The 20,661-nt window shown below is 46.6% G+C and carries 16 protein-coding genes; 3 read left to right on the top strand and 13 right to left on the bottom strand.

All coding sequences use genetic code 11. From position 1 onward, the window contains the following. Positions 1-54: 54 nt before the first annotated feature. From ACFPIB_RS11975 to ACFPIB_RS11965, 3 genes are all read left to right on the top strand, one after another. On the top strand, positions 55-1,881 hold the full coding sequence (locus ACFPIB_RS11975; RefSeq protein WP_378017697.1) for a TrkH family potassium uptake protein: 1,827 nt from the start codon (positions 55-57) through the stop codon (positions 1,879-1,881). Positions 1,882-1,893: 12 nt separating this feature from the next. After that, complete coding sequence (locus tag ACFPIB_RS11970; protein WP_378017696.1) at positions 1,894-2,580, top strand: potassium channel family protein; 687 nt, start codon at positions 1,894-1,896, stop codon at positions 2,578-2,580. 520 nt (positions 2,581-3,100) lie between these two features. Next, a complete protein-coding gene (locus ACFPIB_RS11965; protein ID WP_378017695.1) occupies positions 3,101-11,539 on the top strand; it encodes a T9SS type A sorting domain-containing protein in 8,439 nt (2,812 codons plus the stop codon). Positions 11,540-11,708: 169 nt separating this feature from the next. Here the strand turns inward: ACFPIB_RS11965 and ACFPIB_RS11960 are convergent, their stop codons facing one another. From ACFPIB_RS11960 to ACFPIB_RS11900, 13 genes are all read right to left on the bottom strand, one after another. Next, positions 11,709-11,912 carry a hypothetical protein gene (locus ACFPIB_RS11960; protein WP_378017694.1) on the bottom strand — a complete coding sequence of 68 codons (204 nt, stop codon included), beginning with the start codon at positions 11,910-11,912 and terminating at the stop codon, positions 11,709-11,711. 66 nt (positions 11,913-11,978) lie between these two features. Next, positions 11,979-13,004 (bottom strand): zinc dependent phospholipase C family protein, encoded by a 1,026-nt coding sequence (locus tag ACFPIB_RS11955; protein ID WP_378017693.1) that lies wholly within the window; start codon positions 13,002-13,004, stop codon positions 11,979-11,981. Between the two features lie 73 nt (positions 13,005-13,077). Beyond that, positions 13,078-13,674 carry a hypothetical protein gene (locus ACFPIB_RS11950; RefSeq protein WP_378017692.1) on the bottom strand — a complete coding sequence of 199 codons (597 nt, stop codon included), beginning with the start codon at positions 13,672-13,674 and terminating at the stop codon, positions 13,078-13,080. A gap of 293 nt (positions 13,675-13,967) precedes the next feature. Next, positions 13,968-14,192 carry a GIY-YIG nuclease family protein gene (locus tag ACFPIB_RS11945; RefSeq protein WP_378017691.1) on the bottom strand — a complete coding sequence of 75 codons (225 nt, stop codon included), beginning with the start codon at positions 14,190-14,192 and terminating at the stop codon, positions 13,968-13,970. Between the two features lie 131 nt (positions 14,193-14,323). After that, positions 14,324-14,599: a GNAT family N-acetyltransferase gene (locus ACFPIB_RS11940; RefSeq protein ID WP_378017690.1), complete on the bottom strand. Its 276-nt coding sequence runs from the start codon at positions 14,597-14,599 to the stop codon at positions 14,324-14,326. 73 nt (positions 14,600-14,672) lie between these two features. Beyond that, positions 14,673-15,095 (bottom strand): hypothetical protein, encoded by a 423-nt coding sequence (locus ACFPIB_RS11935; RefSeq protein WP_378017689.1) that lies wholly within the window; start codon positions 15,093-15,095, stop codon positions 14,673-14,675. A 118-nt stretch (positions 15,096-15,213) separates the two neighbouring features. Next, positions 15,214-15,861 carry a class I SAM-dependent methyltransferase gene (locus tag ACFPIB_RS11930; RefSeq protein WP_378017688.1) on the bottom strand — a complete coding sequence of 216 codons (648 nt, stop codon included), beginning with the start codon at positions 15,859-15,861 and terminating at the stop codon, positions 15,214-15,216. A gap of 24 nt (positions 15,862-15,885) precedes the next feature. Further along, complete coding sequence (locus ACFPIB_RS11925) at positions 15,886-16,443, bottom strand: hypothetical protein (RefSeq protein ID WP_378017687.1); 558 nt, start codon at positions 16,441-16,443, stop codon at positions 15,886-15,888. Positions 16,444-16,482: 39 nt separating this feature from the next. Continuing rightward, a complete protein-coding gene (locus tag ACFPIB_RS11920; protein WP_378017686.1) occupies positions 16,483-17,073 on the bottom strand; it encodes an HD domain-containing protein in 591 nt (196 codons plus the stop codon). Positions 17,074-17,148: 75 nt separating this feature from the next. Then, positions 17,149-17,679 carry a hypothetical protein gene (locus ACFPIB_RS11915; protein WP_378017685.1) on the bottom strand — a complete coding sequence of 177 codons (531 nt, stop codon included), beginning with the start codon at positions 17,677-17,679 and terminating at the stop codon, positions 17,149-17,151. 136 nt (positions 17,680-17,815) lie between these two features. Next, a complete protein-coding gene (locus tag ACFPIB_RS11910; RefSeq protein ID WP_378017684.1) occupies positions 17,816-18,586 on the bottom strand; it encodes a fatty acid desaturase in 771 nt (256 codons plus the stop codon). A 37-nt stretch (positions 18,587-18,623) separates the two neighbouring features. After that, positions 18,624-19,301 (bottom strand): DUF4166 domain-containing protein, encoded by a 678-nt coding sequence (locus tag ACFPIB_RS11905; protein WP_378017683.1) that lies wholly within the window; start codon positions 19,299-19,301, stop codon positions 18,624-18,626. A gap of 383 nt (positions 19,302-19,684) precedes the next feature. Further along, positions 19,685-20,596, bottom strand: coding sequence for a DoxX-like family protein (locus tag ACFPIB_RS11900; RefSeq protein ID WP_378017682.1), 912 nt, complete (start codon positions 20,594-20,596; stop codon positions 19,685-19,687). Positions 20,597-20,661: the final 65 nt, after the last annotated feature.

The following is a 20,661-nucleotide window of genomic DNA, read 5'->3' as shown; positions in this document are numbered from 1 at the left end:
AAAAAGCTTTCCGTATCTTAGTTTTTTAATCAGAATTCATACCGTTTTTCGTTTATGCAGCTTAGTCAGAATTTTCGCCAGAAATACGAAGCCCTGAAACGCCTGCGGAAAAAGCTGCTGAACATTGCCGGTTATGCGTTCTTTTTTCTGAGTTTGCTTTCGTTTCTGCTCATGATCTACGATCTGGGATTTAAATACGACGCCGAAACCGAAGCCACCATTCATCACCTGAACTCGTATTTGCTGATCATTTTTTTTGTGGCGTTGCTCAACCGTTTTCTGGCCATTGTGATCTGGAAAGCCAAAGAAAGCAAAAGTCGCCTGACTGAAACGCTGGTGTTGCTTTTCTTTGTAATAGCGCTCAGCATGCGGTTTTTTATGCGTCACGAACAGCTGGCCGCTATTCCCTGGATCAGTTTTTTTAACGGGGCGGTGTTTACGTACATGGTTTTTGTGTACGTTTTTGTGCTGGAAGTTTCGCGGCGCACGTTCAAAATTTACCATTCGCGTTACAGCCCGGCGCTTTTATTTATTTACTCGTTCCTGATCCTGATCTTTGCCGGGGCCGGTTTGTTATTACTGCCGAAAGCTTCTTACCAGGGAATTGGTCCGGTAGATGCGCTTTTTACCGCTACCAGTGCTGTGTGCGTAACCGGCCTTACTGTGGTAGATACGGCTACCCATTTTACGCCCTTCGGCAAAAAGATCATTATTCTGCTTATTCAGCTGGGCGGTTTGGGTATTATGACCTTTACCAGTTTTTTTGCGTTGCTCTTCCAGAAAACGTCTTCCTTTCAGAACCAGCTTTTTATGCAAAACCTGGTAAACGAAGACAAGATCGGCGAAACCTTCCGGACCATTATTAAAATTGTGCTTATTACGCTTTCTATTGAAGCCGCGGGCGCCATTTTCCTGTTCAACAGCCTGAACCCCGAAACCTTTAACGGCGATACTGCGCAGCAATGGGGTTTTGCAGTTTTTCATGCTATTTCCGCTTTTTGTAATGCCGGTTTCAGTTTGTTTACCGATGGGCTTTATGATGTGAACCTGCGCTTCAATTATTATTTTCAGCTTATAATTGCCGGCCTGATTATTTTTGGCGGGCTGGGTTTTCCGGTATTCTTTAACCTGTATAAATATGCAGAAGACCGGCTGAAGAACGTTTATTTCCGGTTTTTCCGGAAGCACCGCTACAAACATGCGCCGCGGCTTTTAATGCTGAATTCCAAGATCGTGCTGGTTACTACCGCTTTTTTACTCGTAATTGGTACCATTTTATTTGCCATTACCGAGTATAATTATTCGTTGCAGGAGCACACTGGTTTTGGCAAAGTAGTAACGGCATTTTTCGGTTCGGTTACGCCGCGCACGGCCGGTTTCAATACCGTAAATATGGCCACGCTGGCGCCCACTACGGTTTTAGTTTACTTATTTCTGATGTGGATCGGGGCGGCGCCGGCATCTACGGGCGGCGGTATAAAAGTTACCACATTTGCGGTAGCTTTCCTCAACATCATCAGCATTGGTAAAGGCCGCGAAAACCTGGAAATTCTGAACCGGGAGGTTCCGAACGAATCTTTGAAAAGAGCTTTTGGCGTCGTTTTCCTGTCGATCATGATCATTGGCCTGAACATTTTTCTGATCATGCTTTTAGACCCGGGCCACGAACCGCTGGCAGTAGCTTTCGAAGTTATTTCGGCCTTTGGTACGGTGGGTTTAAGCCTGAACCTTACTGCTTCCTTAAGTACTTTCAGCAAGGCCGTTATCATGATCACCATGTTCCTGGGGCGGGTAGGGATCATTACCTTTATTATTGGTTTTATTACCAGCCACAAAACCAAACGCTATCAGTATCCGTCCGAAAACATTATTATCAGCTAAACAAAAAACAAGATGCAGTACATTATAGTTGGGTTAGGCAATTTCGGTTCTACGCTGGGCATGCAGCTTACTGCCATGGGCCACGAAGTAATTGGCGTAGACAGCAGCATGGAAAAAGTAGATGCTTTTAAAAACGAAATAACCCACACCATCTGCCTCGATGCCACCGAACTTCCCGCACTAAAAACCCTGCCCCTTCAGGATACCGATATTGTGGTGATTGGCATCGGCGAACATTTCGGCGCTTCGGTAATGACTACGGCTTTGTTTAAGCAACTGGGCGTAAAACGCATTATTGCGCGCGCCATTTCGCCCATTCACCAGAAGGTTTTAGAAGCTTTAGGCGTAGACCAGATCGTGCGGCCGGAACAGGAAAGCGCCGAGCGTTTAGCCAAAAAACTGGAGCTGAAAGGCGTGATCGATTCCTTCGGGCTTTCGGAAGATTACAACATTGTAGAAGCGCTGGCCCCGGTGCGGTACGTAGGAAAAACCATTCGCGACGCTAATATCCGGAACGAATATAACGTGAACGTACTGACTATTTTACGCCCGAACGAAAGCCGCAAATTCTGGAGCAACACTTCACCCAGCAAAACCGTTATCGGGGTGGTTTCCGCGGAAACGGTTATTGAAGCGGGTGATGTGCTTGTAATTTACGGGTTGATCAAGGATATTGAGCGGTTGCTGCACGGGGAGTAATATCCCCTAAAATAACGGGAACCGTCAGCTAAAGCAGACGGCAATGAAAGCAGTATGTTTCTGTGACTTTTGGGACTTAAAAGGATACCGTTTTTTGCGCCATCATAAATTTTGTTGAATAGTTTTGTTGCCGGAAAGCGATATTGACTTTTTAACACTAAAACCATAGCGTTTTCTTTGACTTTTTTGTGCCTGAACCATAGCATTTTCCGCTGACTTTTTGGTGCCAAAACCATAGCATTTTTTTAGTTGTGCACTCTGTTTCTAACTTCCTGTGCCGGCATATTCAGGAATATTTTTCTTCTGCAGAGCGGCTTTTTATTTCCAGTATATCCTTCTTTTAAATTTCGGAAAAATAATCTGTTATTTTTTTGAACGTCAGGCAACCGTCAGAAAATAAATGTTGTCTATCGCCAGGAATAACATTGCTTATTTAGTTTTTGCCGGCCTGCTGTCCTGAATATTCTGGCCCGTTTCCGGAGTTGCATCTGAACGAAGAAGAAATAAAAACCGCTATATTATGAAGAATAAGCTGCTTTTGCTTTTTGCAACGGTTGTCTGGTTACTGTTTTCTGGCAAAGCCTTTTCCCAGAATTGCCAGGTAAACATTACGGCTTCCGCCACTACCATTCACTTGGGCGAATCTGTTTCGTTAACGGCCAGCGGTGCAGCGCGCTACGTATGGGCGCCATCGCAGGAACTGAGCAGCAGTAAAAATGCTACCGTAACGGCTTCGCCCGCAGCCACTACCACTTTTGTAGTAATAGGTACCTGCAGCGACAGCACCACTTCCAGCCAGGCCGTTACCATTACGGTTTTACCGCCTAAGTTGCCTTATTTCCAAAGCTTCGAACAAAATATTATCGGCTGGACCACCGGCGGCACGAATTCCAGTTGGGCTTGGGGCACGCCGGCTAAAATGGTGATAAATGGCGCAGCCACCGGTACGAAAGCCTGGACGAACGGCGGTTTAACCGGGCAATATAACGCCAACGAAAATTCCTGGCTGCAAAGTCCGGCTTTTGATTTCACGTATCTCTACGATCCGCAGCTGGAAATGAGAGTCTGGTGGGATACCGAAACCGATATGGATGGCGCCATTCTGCAAAGTTCGGTAGCTGGCGGCACCTGGCAACTGGTAGGTAATATTGGTCCGGATTGGTATAACAGTAGCAACCTGAACAGTCGCCCTGCAAACCAGACCACCGGCTGGAGCGGAAATGGTACCAGCGGCAGCAACGGCTGGGATACGGTAAGAGTCAGTATTCCGGGTTTGGCAGGCTTGAACAATGTGCGCTTCCGCATCCTCTTCAGATCGAACGGTTCTGCACAACACGACGGTTTTGCCATAGATGATTTTACCATAAAAGGCCAGCCTGATATTGCTGTAGCCAGTTTAAGCAACCCTTTGCAGGCTTGTAATCCGGTGAATACCATTTCGGTAAAGATCCAGAATCGCAGCATAGAAGATGTAGATCTGACTAAAACGCCGATTAATGTGCAGGTTGCTTTGAGCGGTGCAAAAACCGGGAATTACACCACCACTTTAAATACTGGCATCCTGAAAGGCAACGCTTTTATTATAGCCACGCTTCCTTCGGCCGGTTTGAAAATGGATGTAACAGGAGCATATAATTTTAACATTTCCGCTACCATGGCCGGCGATGTGCGCTTAACGAATAATACATTGGCACAAACTATAAACGTTACCGGTACCCCGCCAGCGCCTTTGCCAGCTCCTTATTTTCAGGATTTCAACAATGCCAATGCTTTCTCAGATCCACTGGGAGCTATCGGCTGGGCCCCGAATAATGGCTCTTATACCGGTACTCCCTACTATGGCAACAGCAAAGCGGCAAGAGTTGGGGGCGGCTTAGCGCCAGGCATAAACTATTGGTATACCCATTCTCCAAAAATTAACGGCATTACTCCAAACACCTACGTAGTGTTCGATTACCGGCTGGATAATGGCAACCGAACCACCACCAGTATTGGCTCAAATAAGATTTACGTTCAGGTGCAGCTCGATTGCGACACCGCCTATCATACCATCATGCAACTGGATAGCTCCAATACGCAATTCTTTACCAATGATGGCGCTTCCCCTGAATTTTATAAATCTGTTTTCCTGTCTTTGGGCCAATACCAGGGGCATGATGTAAAAGTACGGTTTATGGTAAGAAGCATAGGCGGCGTAGGTGCTACTGCGGTAAGTTTCTTTATCGACAATTTCGGGATAAGGGAAGTACGCCCGGTAGATATTGCTTTAACCGGAGCAGGTCCTAACAACACCAATGTGAAATGTGGAGGCAACCAGGGAATTAGCGTGAAGCTGAGTAATGCGGGCCTGGAAGTGCTGAACCTGGCGGTAAATAAAGTGCAGGTAACTGTTAGAACCACAGATCCGACCGGCAACAAGCAAACCTTTACCAAACTACTGAATAAAGGCGTTATCCCGATAAACGGCGATTCTGTTTTTGTAATTGATCCTTCCGGTTTCAACATGCACGCGCATGGCACGTACCAGTACGAAGCCTACGGAAAACTTCTCATAGTCGGCATCGATAATAAACCAGCCACCGATACTATTCGCACTACTTCCGAGGTAAAAAATATTCCGGGCACCCCTTATTATATTAAATCGGAAGTTATTGCGGCTAATAATACGCCCTGGCAAACTGATTTTACATATAAATACATCCGGTTAACAGCAATTCATGCGAATAACCGCACTTATCAGGATTACCAGGCCATTCTTGTGGGGCAGCTTCACCGCGACAAAAATACAGCTTCCCTCACTTCCGTTCCTATCGGGCAGATCAAACCAAACGATCACCTGTTCTTCGATTATGCTTTCCGCAACCCAGACAGCACCATGGCCAACGTTACCCAGGCCCAGGCTTACATAAATGTCCTGGTTTCGGAAGACTGCGGCGTTACTTTTACTTCTGTGGGCAGTATGAATGCGGCAAACCATGTAGCCACTTCCGGTTTCCGGAAACTCTATTTTGACCTTTCTGCTTATGCCGGGAAAAATATTCTGGTAAAAATAGTAGCCGGCAGCCTGAACAACAGCAATCTGACCGTGCAGCTTGATAATTTTGAAATAAAGCCCGGCGGTCTGGATGCCAGCATCCAAAAGATCGTACTTCCTGCAGCGCTGTGCTCCGGTTTCAATGGAGCTTCAGCGCTGGCGGTAAAACTGCATAACCGCGGTACCTTGCCTATCAATTTTGCGACTACTCCGGCTACCGTTACGCTTAAAGAAACCAATATATCGTTTTCAACTTACGCTGCTACCGTTAGCTCCGGCATCCTGCCCGTAGATTCCGTGATCACCGTAACGGTTACTGCCAGCCATAATTTTAACCTCGGTGGCATGCACGATTTTAAGGCTTACACCACCCTGGCCGGCAATGTTGCTCATGCCCGCGATACAATCAGGGCTTTTATAAAAGCTGACCAAGGTAAAACCCTGCCTTATTTCGAGGATTTCGGTGTTTACGCGCAGGATGATTGGCAGATAGAGCCGGGCGAAAGTCATATAGATATGTATACGTCCAGCCTCAGGCCAGACACCCGGTATTTCGATCAAAATCAGGCTTACAAAAAACGTAAAAACCGGCAAACGATCCTTTCTCCCCCGGTTCAGGGTATAACTCCCAATACCCGGTTGATCTTCGACTTACATGATTACCTCAGCAATAACTTGTTTAGCGCCCCAGCGCAGCAATTCAGCGGAATGCCTTCGCCGTCGCATCCTTTTGCCGGTTCTAAGCATAAACTGGAGGTGCAGGCGTTGATCAACTGCGGACAGTCTGCTGTTTCTTTATGGACGCTGGACAGCTCTAATTACCGCCCCATTGGAAATGTCTACAAAGCTTACATAGACCTCACTCCGGTAGCAGGGCACCAGAATGTGAAGTTCCGGTTTGTTCTGCACATAGATACGCTGGCAACTTACTACCCGCATTTCACGATCAGTAAACTGGAAGTTAAAAATACCGGGCCGGTAGATCTTACCATGCAGGAATTAGTAGTGCCGTCAAGCGGCTGCGCCGGAAACAACCGGGTAAAGATCGTGGTTAAAAATGTAGGCACCGTGCCAGTAAATGCCATTCCGGTTTCCTATACTTTAACGAATCAATTGCCGGTTTCCGAAACCATTCAGCGCATTCTGCAACCTCAGGATACGTTGCATTATTACTTCCAGACGCCGGCTAACCTGTTTGGTAATTTTAAACACTACTTTACAGGCGCAGTAAATCACCCGCAGGACCAGAACGTGGTAAACAATCAGGAAACTCTGCCTAATTACGTAGAAAGAAAAGCGTCTTTTACGGCCCCTTATTCCAATAATTTTAACGGAATAATAGATCCGGAATTGGTTTTCTCAGTTCATCATGGGCACGTACTGAAAGGCCAGCCGCCGTTTGCTGATGTTTATATTTCCGGCGGTTCCGTGAATTTTACAAACGATGGCCAGCGGCAATGGGCTGGTTTTGAACCGCGTATAGCCTGGAAAAAGACCGGGCCGAACGGAACTGCTACCCCTTACGATGCCTGGGAACTGAATAAATCGTACATCGTTTCGGCTTCTATGTGCGTGGATGCAACAAATCTTAGCCGGCCGGAATTGATTTTCAGTTTGAAACAAACGTACTGCAACCTGCCGGAGGATAGCTGGTTCCGGGTATTGGTGAACGGTGTGCAGGTTAGCCGCAATTTTAACCCGGTTACTGCTTCCAGCGATCCTTCTGCTTCACATACCTTAGACTTGTCGGCTTATGGCGGAACCGTTTTCACCCTTACCTTCCAGTCTTCCACCGCCAACCGGGCTTATAGCAGCAGCATAGCTACTTGCGTCGGCGATAATGCTATTTTAGACAATCTGACCATCCGGCAAAAAGTGAATACGACCCTGGATCTTAGCGTACTGGCGGTTCGTTATTCCCCGGATACGTATTGCAACCAAAGCAGTAAAGCCACGGCCGAGATCAAAAACATGAATACGACCAACATTGATTTTTCGGTGAACCCGCTTACTTTAATTCTGAATGTATCCGGCGGCTTAAATAAAAAAGATACTCTGGTAATTAACAGTGGCATTTTACAGGCTCAGGCCACCCAGGTTTTCCGGTTTGCGGAACCACTGGATCTTTCGGCGCCAGGCACGTACAATTTTGCAGTAAATCTGCAGATGCCGGGCGATGCCATAGCTTCTAACAATCAGAAAACGCAAAGTATAACTATTGCAAATGCGCTGGCGACTCCTTACCTGGAGAACTTCAACAATTTTAACGCTACGGGCTATACCAATTCTGCCGGTTTTACAGTTTCAAACCAATATTCGCCGCTGGCCACCAACAAGTACGCTTCCTTTAAAAACCGGTACGATACCTGGAATGTAGAGAATTACCTCATTACGCCTAAGCTCGGGAACATAACCGCGAATACGGCCTTGCTTTTCGATTTCCGGCACTACAGCGGCATAAGCGGCGGCAGCGCAGGGTTTCAACTATTGAACGGACCTTTTAAAGACAGCGTTTACGTGCAGGTTTCAGATGATTGTGGCTACAGTTTTACAACCTTGTATGCCTTCGATAACACTTCGGTTCTGCCTTCGCTGCCATTCCGGAAAATGCAGTTCAGTCTGGGCGCTTTTGCCGGGAAAAACATTCGAGTGCGCTTACTGGTGAAAATGCTGCAGCGGGATCATTATGTGAATATCGATAACCTGGAAGTGAGAGAACTGCCAAGTCCGCTGGCTATAACGGCCCTTTATGAGCCGCAGACAGGATGCTCTACCGCAGAAAAAATAATCTTGATAGTTAAGAATAACGGAGCAACTGCTTACGATCTGAGTCAGAATCCACTCACGCTAAATGCTATAGTTTCAGGCCCGAATCCGCAGAACTATACTTTGCCGTTAACAGCCGGAAATATTGCCGCTTTTGCGGAAAAGAAGTTTACCGTTGCTACTAACTTTGCCATGAACCTGCAGGGAACGTACAACTTTAAAACCTTCCTGAAACAGGGCAATAACGTGGTTTCCGATACGGCGAGGTTTAGCAGACAACGGAATACACCACTGGCGCTGCCTTACAAAGAAACGTTTAGTGTACCGCTCATCGATTCCCTGAAAACCTGGAAACACTCCGTATTTAAAATTTCGGGCAGCACTTCCGGAGGCTTCGTTAATTTTTACGGCACCGGAGCTGATACCGCGACCTTGCAATCGCCGGTTATTCAGCTGCCGCAAAACACTACCTTCCTGAAATTCGACTACAGGCTAACTGAATACATGCCGGGCGTTGGTTACTTTACCTTCAATCCGGGAAGTTCTACCAGCCGTTTGGAAGTACAGGTTTCTACTGATTGCGGCACTACATTTACTACCGTCCAGAGTCTGAATACCGGCAAAGCTGCTTATGGTGATCCATGGCCGGCACCAGCCTGGGTTTCGCTTCTTCCTTATGCAGGCCAGGCTGTTAGCGTGCGTTTTGTAGCTTTCCGCGATAACCGCACCTTCTGGGTAGAGCTGGATAACGTAGAAATTGTGGAAATGACGGGCCTGGATGCGCAAGTACTTGCCATTATGGAGCCGGAATTCAATAGCTGTACCGATCCGCTGCAACCTGTTAAAGTTGTGGTTCGCAATAACGGGCCAATGCCTTTCACCAATATGCTGCTGAACGTGGATGTGAACCAGGATACTACCTTAACGCAGTTGATCAGCATTCCGGCCTTTACTACCGATACCATTAATTTTAACGGTTTCAGCACCATGGCTGGGGGAAGTTTCGATTTGAAAGCTACGGCCGTTTTAACGGGTGATATGAAGCCGAATGATAACAGCCGCAGTGCCGTGGTGCAGATCATGCAAAGACCGGTTGTAAATTTAGGTGGCGATGATTGCGTGGAAATGGGTGGAAGTAAAATACTGGTGGCCGGCAAACCGAACATGATCTATTTGTGGAATACCGGGGCGACTACCAATTCCATAACCGTGAGCACTACCGGCACTTACAGCGTTACCGTCTGGGATCCGAATACCGGTTGCGATGCTTCCGACCAGGTGATGATACGCGTAGGTCAGAATCCGGCTGTAAACCTGGGGCCTGACCGGACCAGTTGCGGCGAACCGGTGGTGCTGGATGCCGGACCGGGCCTGAATTACCTCTGGTCTACCGGCGCTACCTCGCAAACCATAAGCGTTACGAATTCTGATACGGTAATTGCGCGCGTGTTCAACCCAATTACCGGTTGCAGCTCGCAGGATACGGTAGTAGTAAAATTTAACCCGCTGCCAATTGTAAACCTTGGTGCCGATAAAAACATTTGCGCCGGCGATTCTATTGTTCTGAATGCCTATGACCAAACCGGTTTTACCTACGAATGGCGGGATTTAAGCGGAACTTTACTGAGCACTGATTCTGCGTTGACTATGCGTACGGCGGGCGTTTATACCGTGAAGAAAACCAGTTTGATGGGTTGTGAGAAAACGGATACGGTAGCGGTAAATGTGCATAACCTGCCAATTGCAAACCTGGGCAATGATACAACTTTCTGTACCGGCAGTCAGGTGGTTTTAAATGCGCCGCAGGGAATTGGTTATACTTATCGCTGGCTGAAAAACGGTATGGTTATATACGGAAAAACTGCTGATAGCCTTCAGGTGGATGCCATTGGGAATTATGCGGTTGAAATAACGAATGCAAACGGCTGTCTGACCACTTCGGCGGCTATTCAGGTAGCTGAAGTGCCGTTGCCAAATCCGCTTATTTCCAGCACGGGTGGTTACACTTTCTGCGCCGGAGACTCGGTAACGTTAAAAGTGCCGCGCAATTTTGGCAACACCTACCAATGGCAGCGAAACGGTATGGATTTGACCGGAAAAACTGATACCAGCCTGATAGTTACGTTAACCGGAAATTATACCGTGCGGGAAATAAATGCCGGCGGTTGCGATAAAATTTCAGCAGTTGCGCAGGTTCAGGTGAATGGCCGTCCGGTGCCGGTGATCAATGCTTTGGGTGCGACCAATGTATGCCAGGGTCAGAGTGTAGCGTTGTTTACCACCACTTCGGGCACGTACCAATGGCGCTTTAACGGAGCAGATATCAGCGGAGCAAACCAACCTACTTTCATTGCCAGCCAGACCGGTAAATATCAGTTAAGCGTAACCAATGCTTCCGGCTGTACCGATACTTCGCAAGCCATAAACGTTAACGTGTACGCGCTGCCGGTTGCAACCATTTCGCACGCCAATCCAACTACATTCTGCGCAGGCGATTCGCTGGAATTAACGGCCGGAAGCGGCGCAGGCTGGAATTACCAGTGGTCGCATAACGGAATTGATATTGCGGGCGCCACAGTTGCTACTTTTATGGCTAAACAAGCCGGTAATTACCGGGTAGAAGTAAGCGTAAACGGTTCATGCCAACAGATTTCTGCGCCAACGGTACTCACTGCATTGCCAAAACCGGTGGCCACCATTACCCAAACCGGAAATACGCTGACTGCCTCCGCCGGAACAGCTTACCAGTGGTATCTGAACGGAGCTGCGCTGCCGGGGGCTACTACCCAAACGTATCAGCCAATTGCTGGCGGCTTGTATCAAGTGGAAGTTACGGATAGCATTTGCAGCGATATTTCACAGGAATTGCAGGTAACCTTAACCGGAATTGCTTCTGAATGGGCAGCTGCAAGCATAAAAGTTTACCCGAACCCGGGCAGCGGCATGTTTAACCTGGAAATTACCGATGCTAAAACCGGCGATGTGAATTTACTGGTTCGTGATATTACCGGGAAGCAGATCCGCCGGGAAACGGTGAAAAAGTCGGAGAACAAATTAAGCTACAAGCTTGATCTGAATAACTTACCGGCGGGCATGTATCTGCTGGAAATGAACCGGAACGGAAGTCTGAAAATGGAGAAACTGATCATTGAAAAATAATCAGGCTACGGCTTTGCAGTGCTTACTTTACTCCTGAAAACAGGTTTGAAATTTGAAATAAGCACTGCAAAACTAGTTCTTCCTTCGTGCTTTTTCTCCTTAAAACCATAGCGTTTTACCGATTCATCTTCGGTAAAACGCTATGGTTTTTTGTTTGAAAAGTGCCGGTTTATTTATTCCTGGCTACTTTTTTAGCTTCGTCTTTCCAGCTGAAATAAAGGTTGATAAGGGCTAAACCGGCAGCAGTAGTCAAAAGCAATTGTTCGTTATAGATCCGGGCTTTATTAAAAAAGATGTAAGCTTTATCTGCCAGGCAAAGAAAACCATAGGCGAAGAAAAACGACAATATGTATTTTTTGAAATATTTCAGCATTGGAATTTTATTGATTTCTTTCAGCCAAACTTAGCTAAAAGATTTAATTGCTGAAAAAAGCTGGCTTTAATGAAACGCGCAACTTAGAAATAAACTTTCGGCGTGGGCAGGTACAGGCGTGGCTCTGGGAATAGAAGCTTCCGGCCGTACAGGTAAAACGATTTGTTGCGGTTTGGGTTCTTCTTTCAGATTTTGTAATTCTTTTTCGGAAATTCCAGCCATTTTATTGAGGTCAGGTTGGCCGGCATCTACCCAGCAGGTATACCAGAAGCTGCCGGTAAGTGCAATGGCATAGCGCATTTGCCGTTCAACTTGTCCGTTTAATTTGCGGTGGTAATCTTCGCAGAAATCTCTGGAGTAAACTCTTGTATTTACACCGTTGCGATCTTCGAAACTGTATTTCCGGTCTTCGTCGAAGTCTTCAGTTACTTTTTTCTCGAAACTTAATACCGAATCTAAAGCTAAATGCGAACGCGTAACAGCATCCCAGGCGCGGTATTGCGGGTTTTCAATATAGGCGGCGCGACCTACGAAGAAATCGTAGTTGCTGGCTAATAATTCCGGCAGGCGACTTTCCCAAAGGCCGTGAATGCCGCGTTGGTTGGTGAGTTGGCCGTTGTAGTTTTGGGTGGTGTGCAGCGGTACGCAGGCATCGGCAATGTAGTGGCCCATTTCGCTGGAAAGGCGCAAAATCTTATCGGTATCACGGGCTTTAAAAGCTTCTGTGAGCTGGTATTTCATGAAGTTGATGTGCCAGGGAACAATACCGTAAGCCATCAATGTGTCTTCGGTATATTTTGCTACGGCATCTTTCCAGAAACGAGGCAATTTGTAAACCGCGCTGTCGCCGTACACATCTATGTCGATGTAATGCTTCGGGGCTTCGCCGGGTACGAGGGTGCGGCGGCTATCGGGTTTGGTGGCGGTTTCGGTGATATACACGATGTGCTTTTTGTAGAAACCGATCATTTCCGGCGGAAGCGTGAAAACGGCCAGGCGGTCGATTCTTCGATGCGCGTAAAAGCCCCAAGCCTGACTTTTAAGGGGCAAAAGCATAGCGTTTATAAACACGAAAAGCAGCAAACGTTTCATGTTGGCTGCTTACGGAATTTGCTTTGGTTTAGGTTTTATGGCGCGATTCGTAACTGAAAAAGCTTTGCAATATCTATTTCAGGATGTTGAATTTGAAGCGCAGTTTTTTCTTTTCCAGCAGCGTACGCCAATCGGCAAAAAGCAGGAACGCTACCAATAAAATTCCCAGAATAGTATAAATAATGAATTGCGGACTGAACAGGTGTTGCAATGCTGCTTTCGGGTCTTTGCTTACGTATTCGCTGGCTTTTAAAACGAGCCAATCGCTGATGAGTTTGCCGATGAAAAAGGCTGGAAGCGCTTTGGCGGCACTGATGCGGGCCATGCCAATGGCGGTAAATAAAGCGGTGGTAGAAAGCGGTGTAAGCGTGTAAAGAAAGATAAACAGGCGCGATTGCCAGCCATGGGTTTCCAGTTTCCGGCCAATAAAAGCCAGGTCCTGCGCTTTTTCTTCGGTGAGGAACTTCCCGGAAACCTGGAAAATAAACCGGCTCATAAAGTAGCGGCCCAGCGTGGAAGCAATTACGCCCAAAATTAGAACCGGCCAGACTTTCAGCTTAAAAACTACCAGGCAGAATACCATTACCGTCCAGGCGGGCGGACCGGCAAACGGAATAAGATCTACCAGAAAGGCCAACACAAAAACCAGCAAATAACCCCAAAAATCCATGCGCAAACGAAAGTGCAAAAATAGCGCTTTCCGGGTTAGTTGGCTTAAAGATTTTCAGACTTCGGGATTTGCGCGGATGTGACTTTTTATGCAGGAATGCCTGGCGTTTTTAATGATTAATGTTTAATGAATAATGAATAATAAAGCTGGAATGATAAATTTCTGTCATCCTGAGCGGTAGCGAAGGACCTTGTCGGCTTTATGTAGCAACGCAAACTAAAAGCACTTTACGCTTTCAGGAAATCCCAATTTGGGTTAAGCGTTGCGATTAAAGTTTCTTTCTTTGCCAGTGTTCAGCCTTTGATCTCTTTTTCTCTGCTAATTGCCTGTTCAATGCCGGAAAATATTTCATAGTAAAGCAATTTGTAGCAATGATATTTTCCTGTAAAAGTAGCTTTGTCACCACGGTTTTGATAATGTTGTTCTAAGCGAACGGTAAGATCGTTGGTAACGCCAGTATATAAAACTGTTTTGTTGGGGTTGGTTACGATGTACACAAAGTAATGCAGCCCTTTCATTTTTCGTTGTAGGTAACGTTTCTGCTGTTCGCCGACAAGTTCCTTCGCTATCGCTCAGGATGACAGGTGTATTTTTAGTTAGCTATGTAGATGTAGGTAATACTAAGCAACCTTTTCAGTAAAGCCCGAGCTCACATTAAAAACTGCTGGTATTCCGGGTGGGTTTGCAGGAATTTGGAGACGGCTTCGCAACCGGGAAGTACTTTTAACTTGTTTTCTTGGGCGTAAGCAAAACCGTGTTTTATTAGTTTTTCGGCCAGGCCCTGGTTGCGGTGGTTTTCCGGTACGAAGGTGTGGGTGAAGGAAATAACGTCGTCGGAAGGTTTGGAGTAGGCCAGTTCGGCTTCGTCGCCGTCGGGACAAACTAACGTAAATTGCTGGTATTTTTCGTCGTGGGTTATGGTCATGTTATTGAAATTTAAACCCGCTGGTACGCAGTTTATACGCGACGGTTTTGTTGGACTTTCGGTGAGAACCGGCTCAGGCTTTGCTTTTTGCCAGGATAGGTTCTTTGCTAATGGCCAGCCGTAAACTGAACAAGGCGAGCAGCAACGTTGCGGGCGTGAAAATGGCTTTCTCCAACGCGTTTACCGATAATAAATTGCCGATGGTGTTTAAGAGGAAAAGCGCCATCATGCCCCAGAGCAAACCCCGAAGAAACGTGCGGTTTACTTTTAGATTCAGGAGCCCGGAATAAACTGCTACAACCAGCACCATGAGCAGGTTCATGCTTACGGAAACCAGCTCGAAAGAAACCATTTGCTCATGCGTTTTCAGCCTGCCACCCCAAACAATGTTGAAAGGAATTACACCCGTAAGGATAAGCAAATGAAACCCGATCATGAGGGTTTGGATGGCTAATAACCCAATGGCAGCAACGCGTTCAGAAAAGAGGTTTTTCATAGGAACCTTTTAAGTTTTGGAAGGCGGAAGAATTAAATTTCTGGATCTGGCAAGGCAAGTGCAAATCTAACCAATGCTAATAGAATTCCGAACGAAGTTTTACAACCAGTTCACAGGCTTAATTTTTCCAGGCGATGAAGATGAGATGCGTGGAAATGGTGCCTTCAGCTTTGGGCAGTTTTTTGCGGAAAAAATGTACCGTTTTGAAGTTATTTTGCTGGAGTTGCATTTGTAAAAAGCTTTCCGGGTAGTAATAAACGTACATTTTATCGCCCGCGCTGTTGGCTTCGTAACCCGATTGCTCGTAGTTTCCTTCTATGGCGCTGCAATAGAAAATGCCGCCGGTTTGTAGCAAAGCGGCGCAATCTTTAATCAGTTTGGAGCAGTCGGGTTGGGAAAGGTAGGGCATGGCGAAACCGCACATAATTCCGTCGAATTTTTGGTATATGGTGTCGATTTCGCGGCAGTCCATTTGCCTGAAGTTAGCGCCTGGGTTATTCTTTTTGGCCAGTTCCAGCATGTTCGGCGCTACGTCAATCGCTTCGATCCGGAAATCCGGCCTTTTGGCTAACAGGTACTTTGTGATGTTTCCCGGACCGCAACCAATTTCAAAAATGCGGGCATTTTGATTTTCGATTAAGCTAAAGAAAGCGTCGTAGGTATCGTCGTATAGATCCAGATCCATGAATTTTTCCTGGTAGGCGGAGGCTACTTTGTTCCAGGTTTCGAAGGTGGTTTGGTAGGGGCTCATGGGTAATTTAGCCATTAATTCAGGGCTTCTTTTTTCTAATTAATTAAGCATGTTTCTGACGTTTTTCTCCGCCTCAGTTAGTTTTTTATCAAATTCAACTTCGCTTAAATCAAGATACTTTTTCAAGTCAAGCGAGTGCACCTTTTCCCATATCAAATGTTCCTCTATGCTTAAATGTGACTTTAGATACCTAAAGTTAGCCCAATTAAACCGGTGAAGTTTGCATCGATTTCGCAACTTATTAACATCTTTAATGCTTTCATCCGATTTATAAACTTTTACTTTGCCAAAGCCTTTTCTTTTAACCAGGTAATAGTCTTTTTTTGCAAAAACTAAAATGCTATCGTCCGTTGATTTGTAAGTCGGTTTGGTAGAAGAGCTTTCCAAGCCATGCACAAGCTTTTTAGCAGGAATATAGTCGAAGATCTGGCCGCTTTTCTGATAAAAATACTCTACCTGAATTGTTGAGTCGTTGTAAGTTAGGTAGCAAATCTCGAAGGGCAGTTTTTGCCCTTTATAAATACCTTTTCCAAATGCCTGAGCAAATGAAATTCCGGGCAACCCCAGAAGAATTGCCATTAATAATTTAATCCGCATTTACCTGCTCAAATGTTTTAAAGCTTGGGATTCAACTAACTACTTCTTCAGAATCCCTTTTTCTACGCTTTCGTTAATGAGTTTTTCGGCGTAATTCCATATCGTTTCGGAGCCTTCTTTCATGATGCTTTTCTTGGCGTACACCTTGCTGTAATCTACCCCGAATTCGTTCCAGGTGCCGCCGTTGTTGGAGGTGTTTTGCAACAGCGGTTCCAGGCGGTCCATGGTGCGGGCAAATTTGGCTTCGGAGGTTTGGCCGGCTTCAAATTCTTCCCAGATGGCAATAAGTTCGCGGGCTTGGGCTTCGGGCAATAAACCGAAAATGCGGTTGGCGGCCAGGCGTTCTTCGTCGGCGTTGGAATGGTTTTTCTGGGTGTCGTAAATGAAGGTGTCGCCGGCGTCTATTTCTACAATGTCGTGGATCAAGACCATTTTCACTACCTTCAGGATATCGATCGGTTCGTTGGCGTGTTCGGCTAACACGAGGGCCATCATGGCCAGGTGCCAGCTGTGCTCGGCGTCGTTTTCGTTGCGGTCGGAGTTAAATAACCGGGTTTTCCGCTGTATGTATTTGAGCTTGTCTATTTCTTTGATGAAGGCAATTTGTTGGATGAGGCTTTCGGGAAGCATGGTGGGGTTTGGGTTTGATTATAACGGATTTGGCTAAGGCTCGCGCCAGTGTGCTTTAGTTGTGGTTACTTTTTGTTATTCTAATAAAGCCCTACCATTAAGTTTGCCTTTTATTTTGGCATTAAAAAACTTTAGTAAAGCCTCCATATTTTGGTTTGCTTTAAGCATTTTTTCAGTTCCATAATAACTGCATTCAAAATATTCTTCAATCACAGGAGCATTAAAATTAAACTCTGCGTAACCCAACGTATATTTTTCTATTCTCTCATTATCATAATTTCTTTTCCTGCATTTAATTCTCTTTATGATACTATAAACTGAGTCTCTTTCTTGGGGTGAAAGAAAAAAAGGTATCCGGAATTGTCTACTATAAGGATAAGAATTTAATGGATCAATATTCACTTTAGGGTTAATATAATAAGCAGAGTCCCAATCTGATTCCATACTTATAATTTGTAATGGATTCCCTTGAGGACCATACGTTCTAAGGTCAAAACTCCAGCTTTCTGGAATTCTTCCTGCTTTTTTAGGTTCCACCTTACTGGTACAGCCAATTAAAAAAATGCTTGTTATTAACAACATTAATGATAACGAAGGATTCTTCATCTATTTTAATTCATTGTAACTACTGTATTTGCCGAACTTATTCGGTTTATCCTACCACCCTTAGTGGATAAACGGAAGTTTCTCAAAAGTAACAAAATAAAAGCAGCTAAAAACGCTATCCTTTTCGGCCTGAAAACTAATGGAAATGGTCGTGGTCTTCCGGCTCCGGAAGTTCCTGGGCGGCTTTCGGAAGTAAGGCGGTGGGCACTTTGGGGTAGGTGTGGTGCAGGTGGTGAAACGCGAAAGAAGCCAGAATGGGCGTCCAGAAGCGGGCAGCCTGGGCACCGGCCAAACGAGCGGGATTGCGGCTGGCCATTTTATGTGGAATATACGAAGCCCAGAGCGGCATAAGCGCACTCAGCACAAACGCCACCGCCCAGTAAACCAAACCAATTACCGAGCCCCAAACCAAATAAAAGGCTATGAAAATGACGAGCAAAAGTGCCGTAGCCGCCGTTTCGGCCAGTTGCCTGTTGCGGGTTTTGGGCGCAATGCGCAACGAAGCAAACCGCAAGGCAAAAATATGGTACGGCCCGTTCAGGAAAACTTGTTTCAGCGTCCATTTGGCGGGTTCGCCTTCGGGGTCGTCGTCGGAAAGGCATTGGCCGTGGTGCCGCAGGTGGGTAACTTTCAGGGCGTGGCCGCTTTTCAGCAAAAGCAAAGCGCTTAACGTTAGCAGCCGGCCGTGGCCTTTTTTAGAAAGCCCCAGCGCGTTATGAATGGAATCGTGAAGCTGCACAAACGCCGCCAGACAGGTTGCCAAAGCGGCCGGAACCGCCAGCCACCAGATCCCGTAAAAGGCAAACGCTATGTAAAACGCCAGCAAAACCCAGGGCCGCAAAATCTCGATGGTTCGCTGCCCTTTGCTTAACCTGAAATCCGATTGTTTTGCCCGTGCTTCCTTCATATCGCCTTCAACCTAAATGACTTATGCAAGTTACGCTTTATTCCCGGTTTTCTTCGCGCAGCGGTCTGGCGTACGCCGGAATTTCTTCGGGCTTTACCTGTTTGAATTCCGCTTTGAAATAACCGTTGTAGCCAAAAATATCGCCGAAGGTCTGGTTGCTCACTTTCACGCTGATCCGGAAAAGATCCGCCGCTTCGTCGTAAAACTCGTTCACTTCCGCATTGCCCGAAAACATCTCCGGAAACTTAAACGCCGCCGGACCTTCGTAAAACCGCTGGTCTCCCGATTGAATGGTAACGCTGCCATCCGGATTCACTTTCATATCAATATCTACGGCCAGGTGCTGTTTGTTGCCCAGGTAATCTACAATGCGGTTTTCCTTTTCGCTGAAGATCATGGTGGCATCGAAATGCCGTTTCTTTTTAGCAAAATGAAATTGCCGGATCCAGGTTACCGTTTCCCGCCCAAACCGGTCTTTATACGCGTAATTCTCAATAGAAAACGGAATATTTTTCCCGCTTTCCGGAAACATGATATTGCGCCGCGTACCAAAATGCAGGAAAGGTAACACATGAAAACCGGCGTTCCAGATGCGGTCCATCTTGCCGGTTCCGATCATGGCCAGCCCGTTTTCAGAACTCATGCTGAAGCGCTGCTGCATTTTCGGGTGCAGTTTCTCAAAATCGCTTCCCAGGTATTTTTTATAGATCGACATGGTGAATTCGTTAGTTTTTTTGTCCCCCTTTGGAGGGGGTAAGGGGGAGGATTTACGTTATTGTGTCATTCCGAACGAAGCCGAGGGAACTTATAAAGCCAGAATCCGAAATCGGCCCCATAAGTTTCCTCGACAGGCTCGGAATGACCGGGTAAAAAGCTCCCCTCCTGGACAGGAGGGCAGGGGTGGTTGATTACTCTGACAGAAAAAATCCTCCCCCTTACCCCCTCCAAAGGGGGACTTTCTTCAATACTTTCACTACCACACATCGGTCTGTGGCGCACAGACTGATGCAGTATCGTTTAATATTCAGCAGCTAAAACAGCAGCATGGTGGCCGGTGCGCCACAGGCCACGGTGAATTAACTGCCAGCTTCAAGCTTTTTACTTCCTCCCCGGTTTTCGTTTACAATGCGCCGCGCTCGGAATATACTTCAGCAAACTCAGCACAATTACCGACAAACCAATAACGCCAAAACTGGTAGTAGCCGGATTAAAAGGTGCCAGATACACTTCGTATTTCGCAAACAGCGCAATGATTCCTAAAGCCAGCAAAGCCACAATATTCAGCCAGTGCAAAAGCCGCCACCTGCCGAAAAACAGAAACGCCAGTCCGAAGAGAATTTCAGCAATACCTGCCGCGTAAACGCCTTCTTTTTCGAAACCGGTAAACATTCCTGAAGCCGTGAGCATTTCCAGTTCGCCGGTTTCCATGTACATGAGTTTGGGCACAATGCCGTGGTAAAGCCAGGTAAGCGCAATCAGAAAATTACTGAGGAGCAAAACGAGCAAAAGTTTTTTGCTCAGCCGCGGATGTTGCCCACGCTCCAGCCACATTTTCAGCGCATCGAAACTCCAGGCGGTGGCCCAGCCAATAAGCGGACGAAACAAAAATTTATCGGTGAGTTGGCCGAAAAAGCCGTGGCGGGTCTGGTAATCGTACCAGGTCAGGAATTTTACGCCACCGTTTTCGGGAATGTATTTCCAGTAGCCGGAGCCGGTTTTTATAAGCGAGACAGGTTCGTCGCTCCAGAATTTAAGCGCGGAAGTGCTTTCGCCGGTTTCTTTGCTGTGCGTGCCGGTGCTTTTTCCTTTCCCCGAAACCCTGACGCCAAACCCGATCTGCGTTTCGTAGAGAAAATGCTGCGGCGCGTCTTCGGTTTCCTTCGGCAAATATTCGATCCGGTTAAAACGCAGGTCCCATTCCTGGTGCATTTCGGGCGTCTGGGTAAATTCCCAAACCCGCTCCAGGCTGGTGTGCATTTTGGTTTCTACGTAGATCGGATCGCGTTTCATAACGGTATCCAAGTTAGGCAAAAAAGTGCAGCATTAACATTTTCTGCTATTGGCCGAAGCGGAAT

The organism is Adhaeribacter terreus, from assembly GCF_042657365.1.
GTDB lineage: Bacteria > Bacteroidota > Bacteroidia > Cytophagales > Hymenobacteraceae > Adhaeribacter_A > Adhaeribacter_A terreus.
This window is presented reverse-complemented; position numbering and strand designations above follow the sequence as displayed.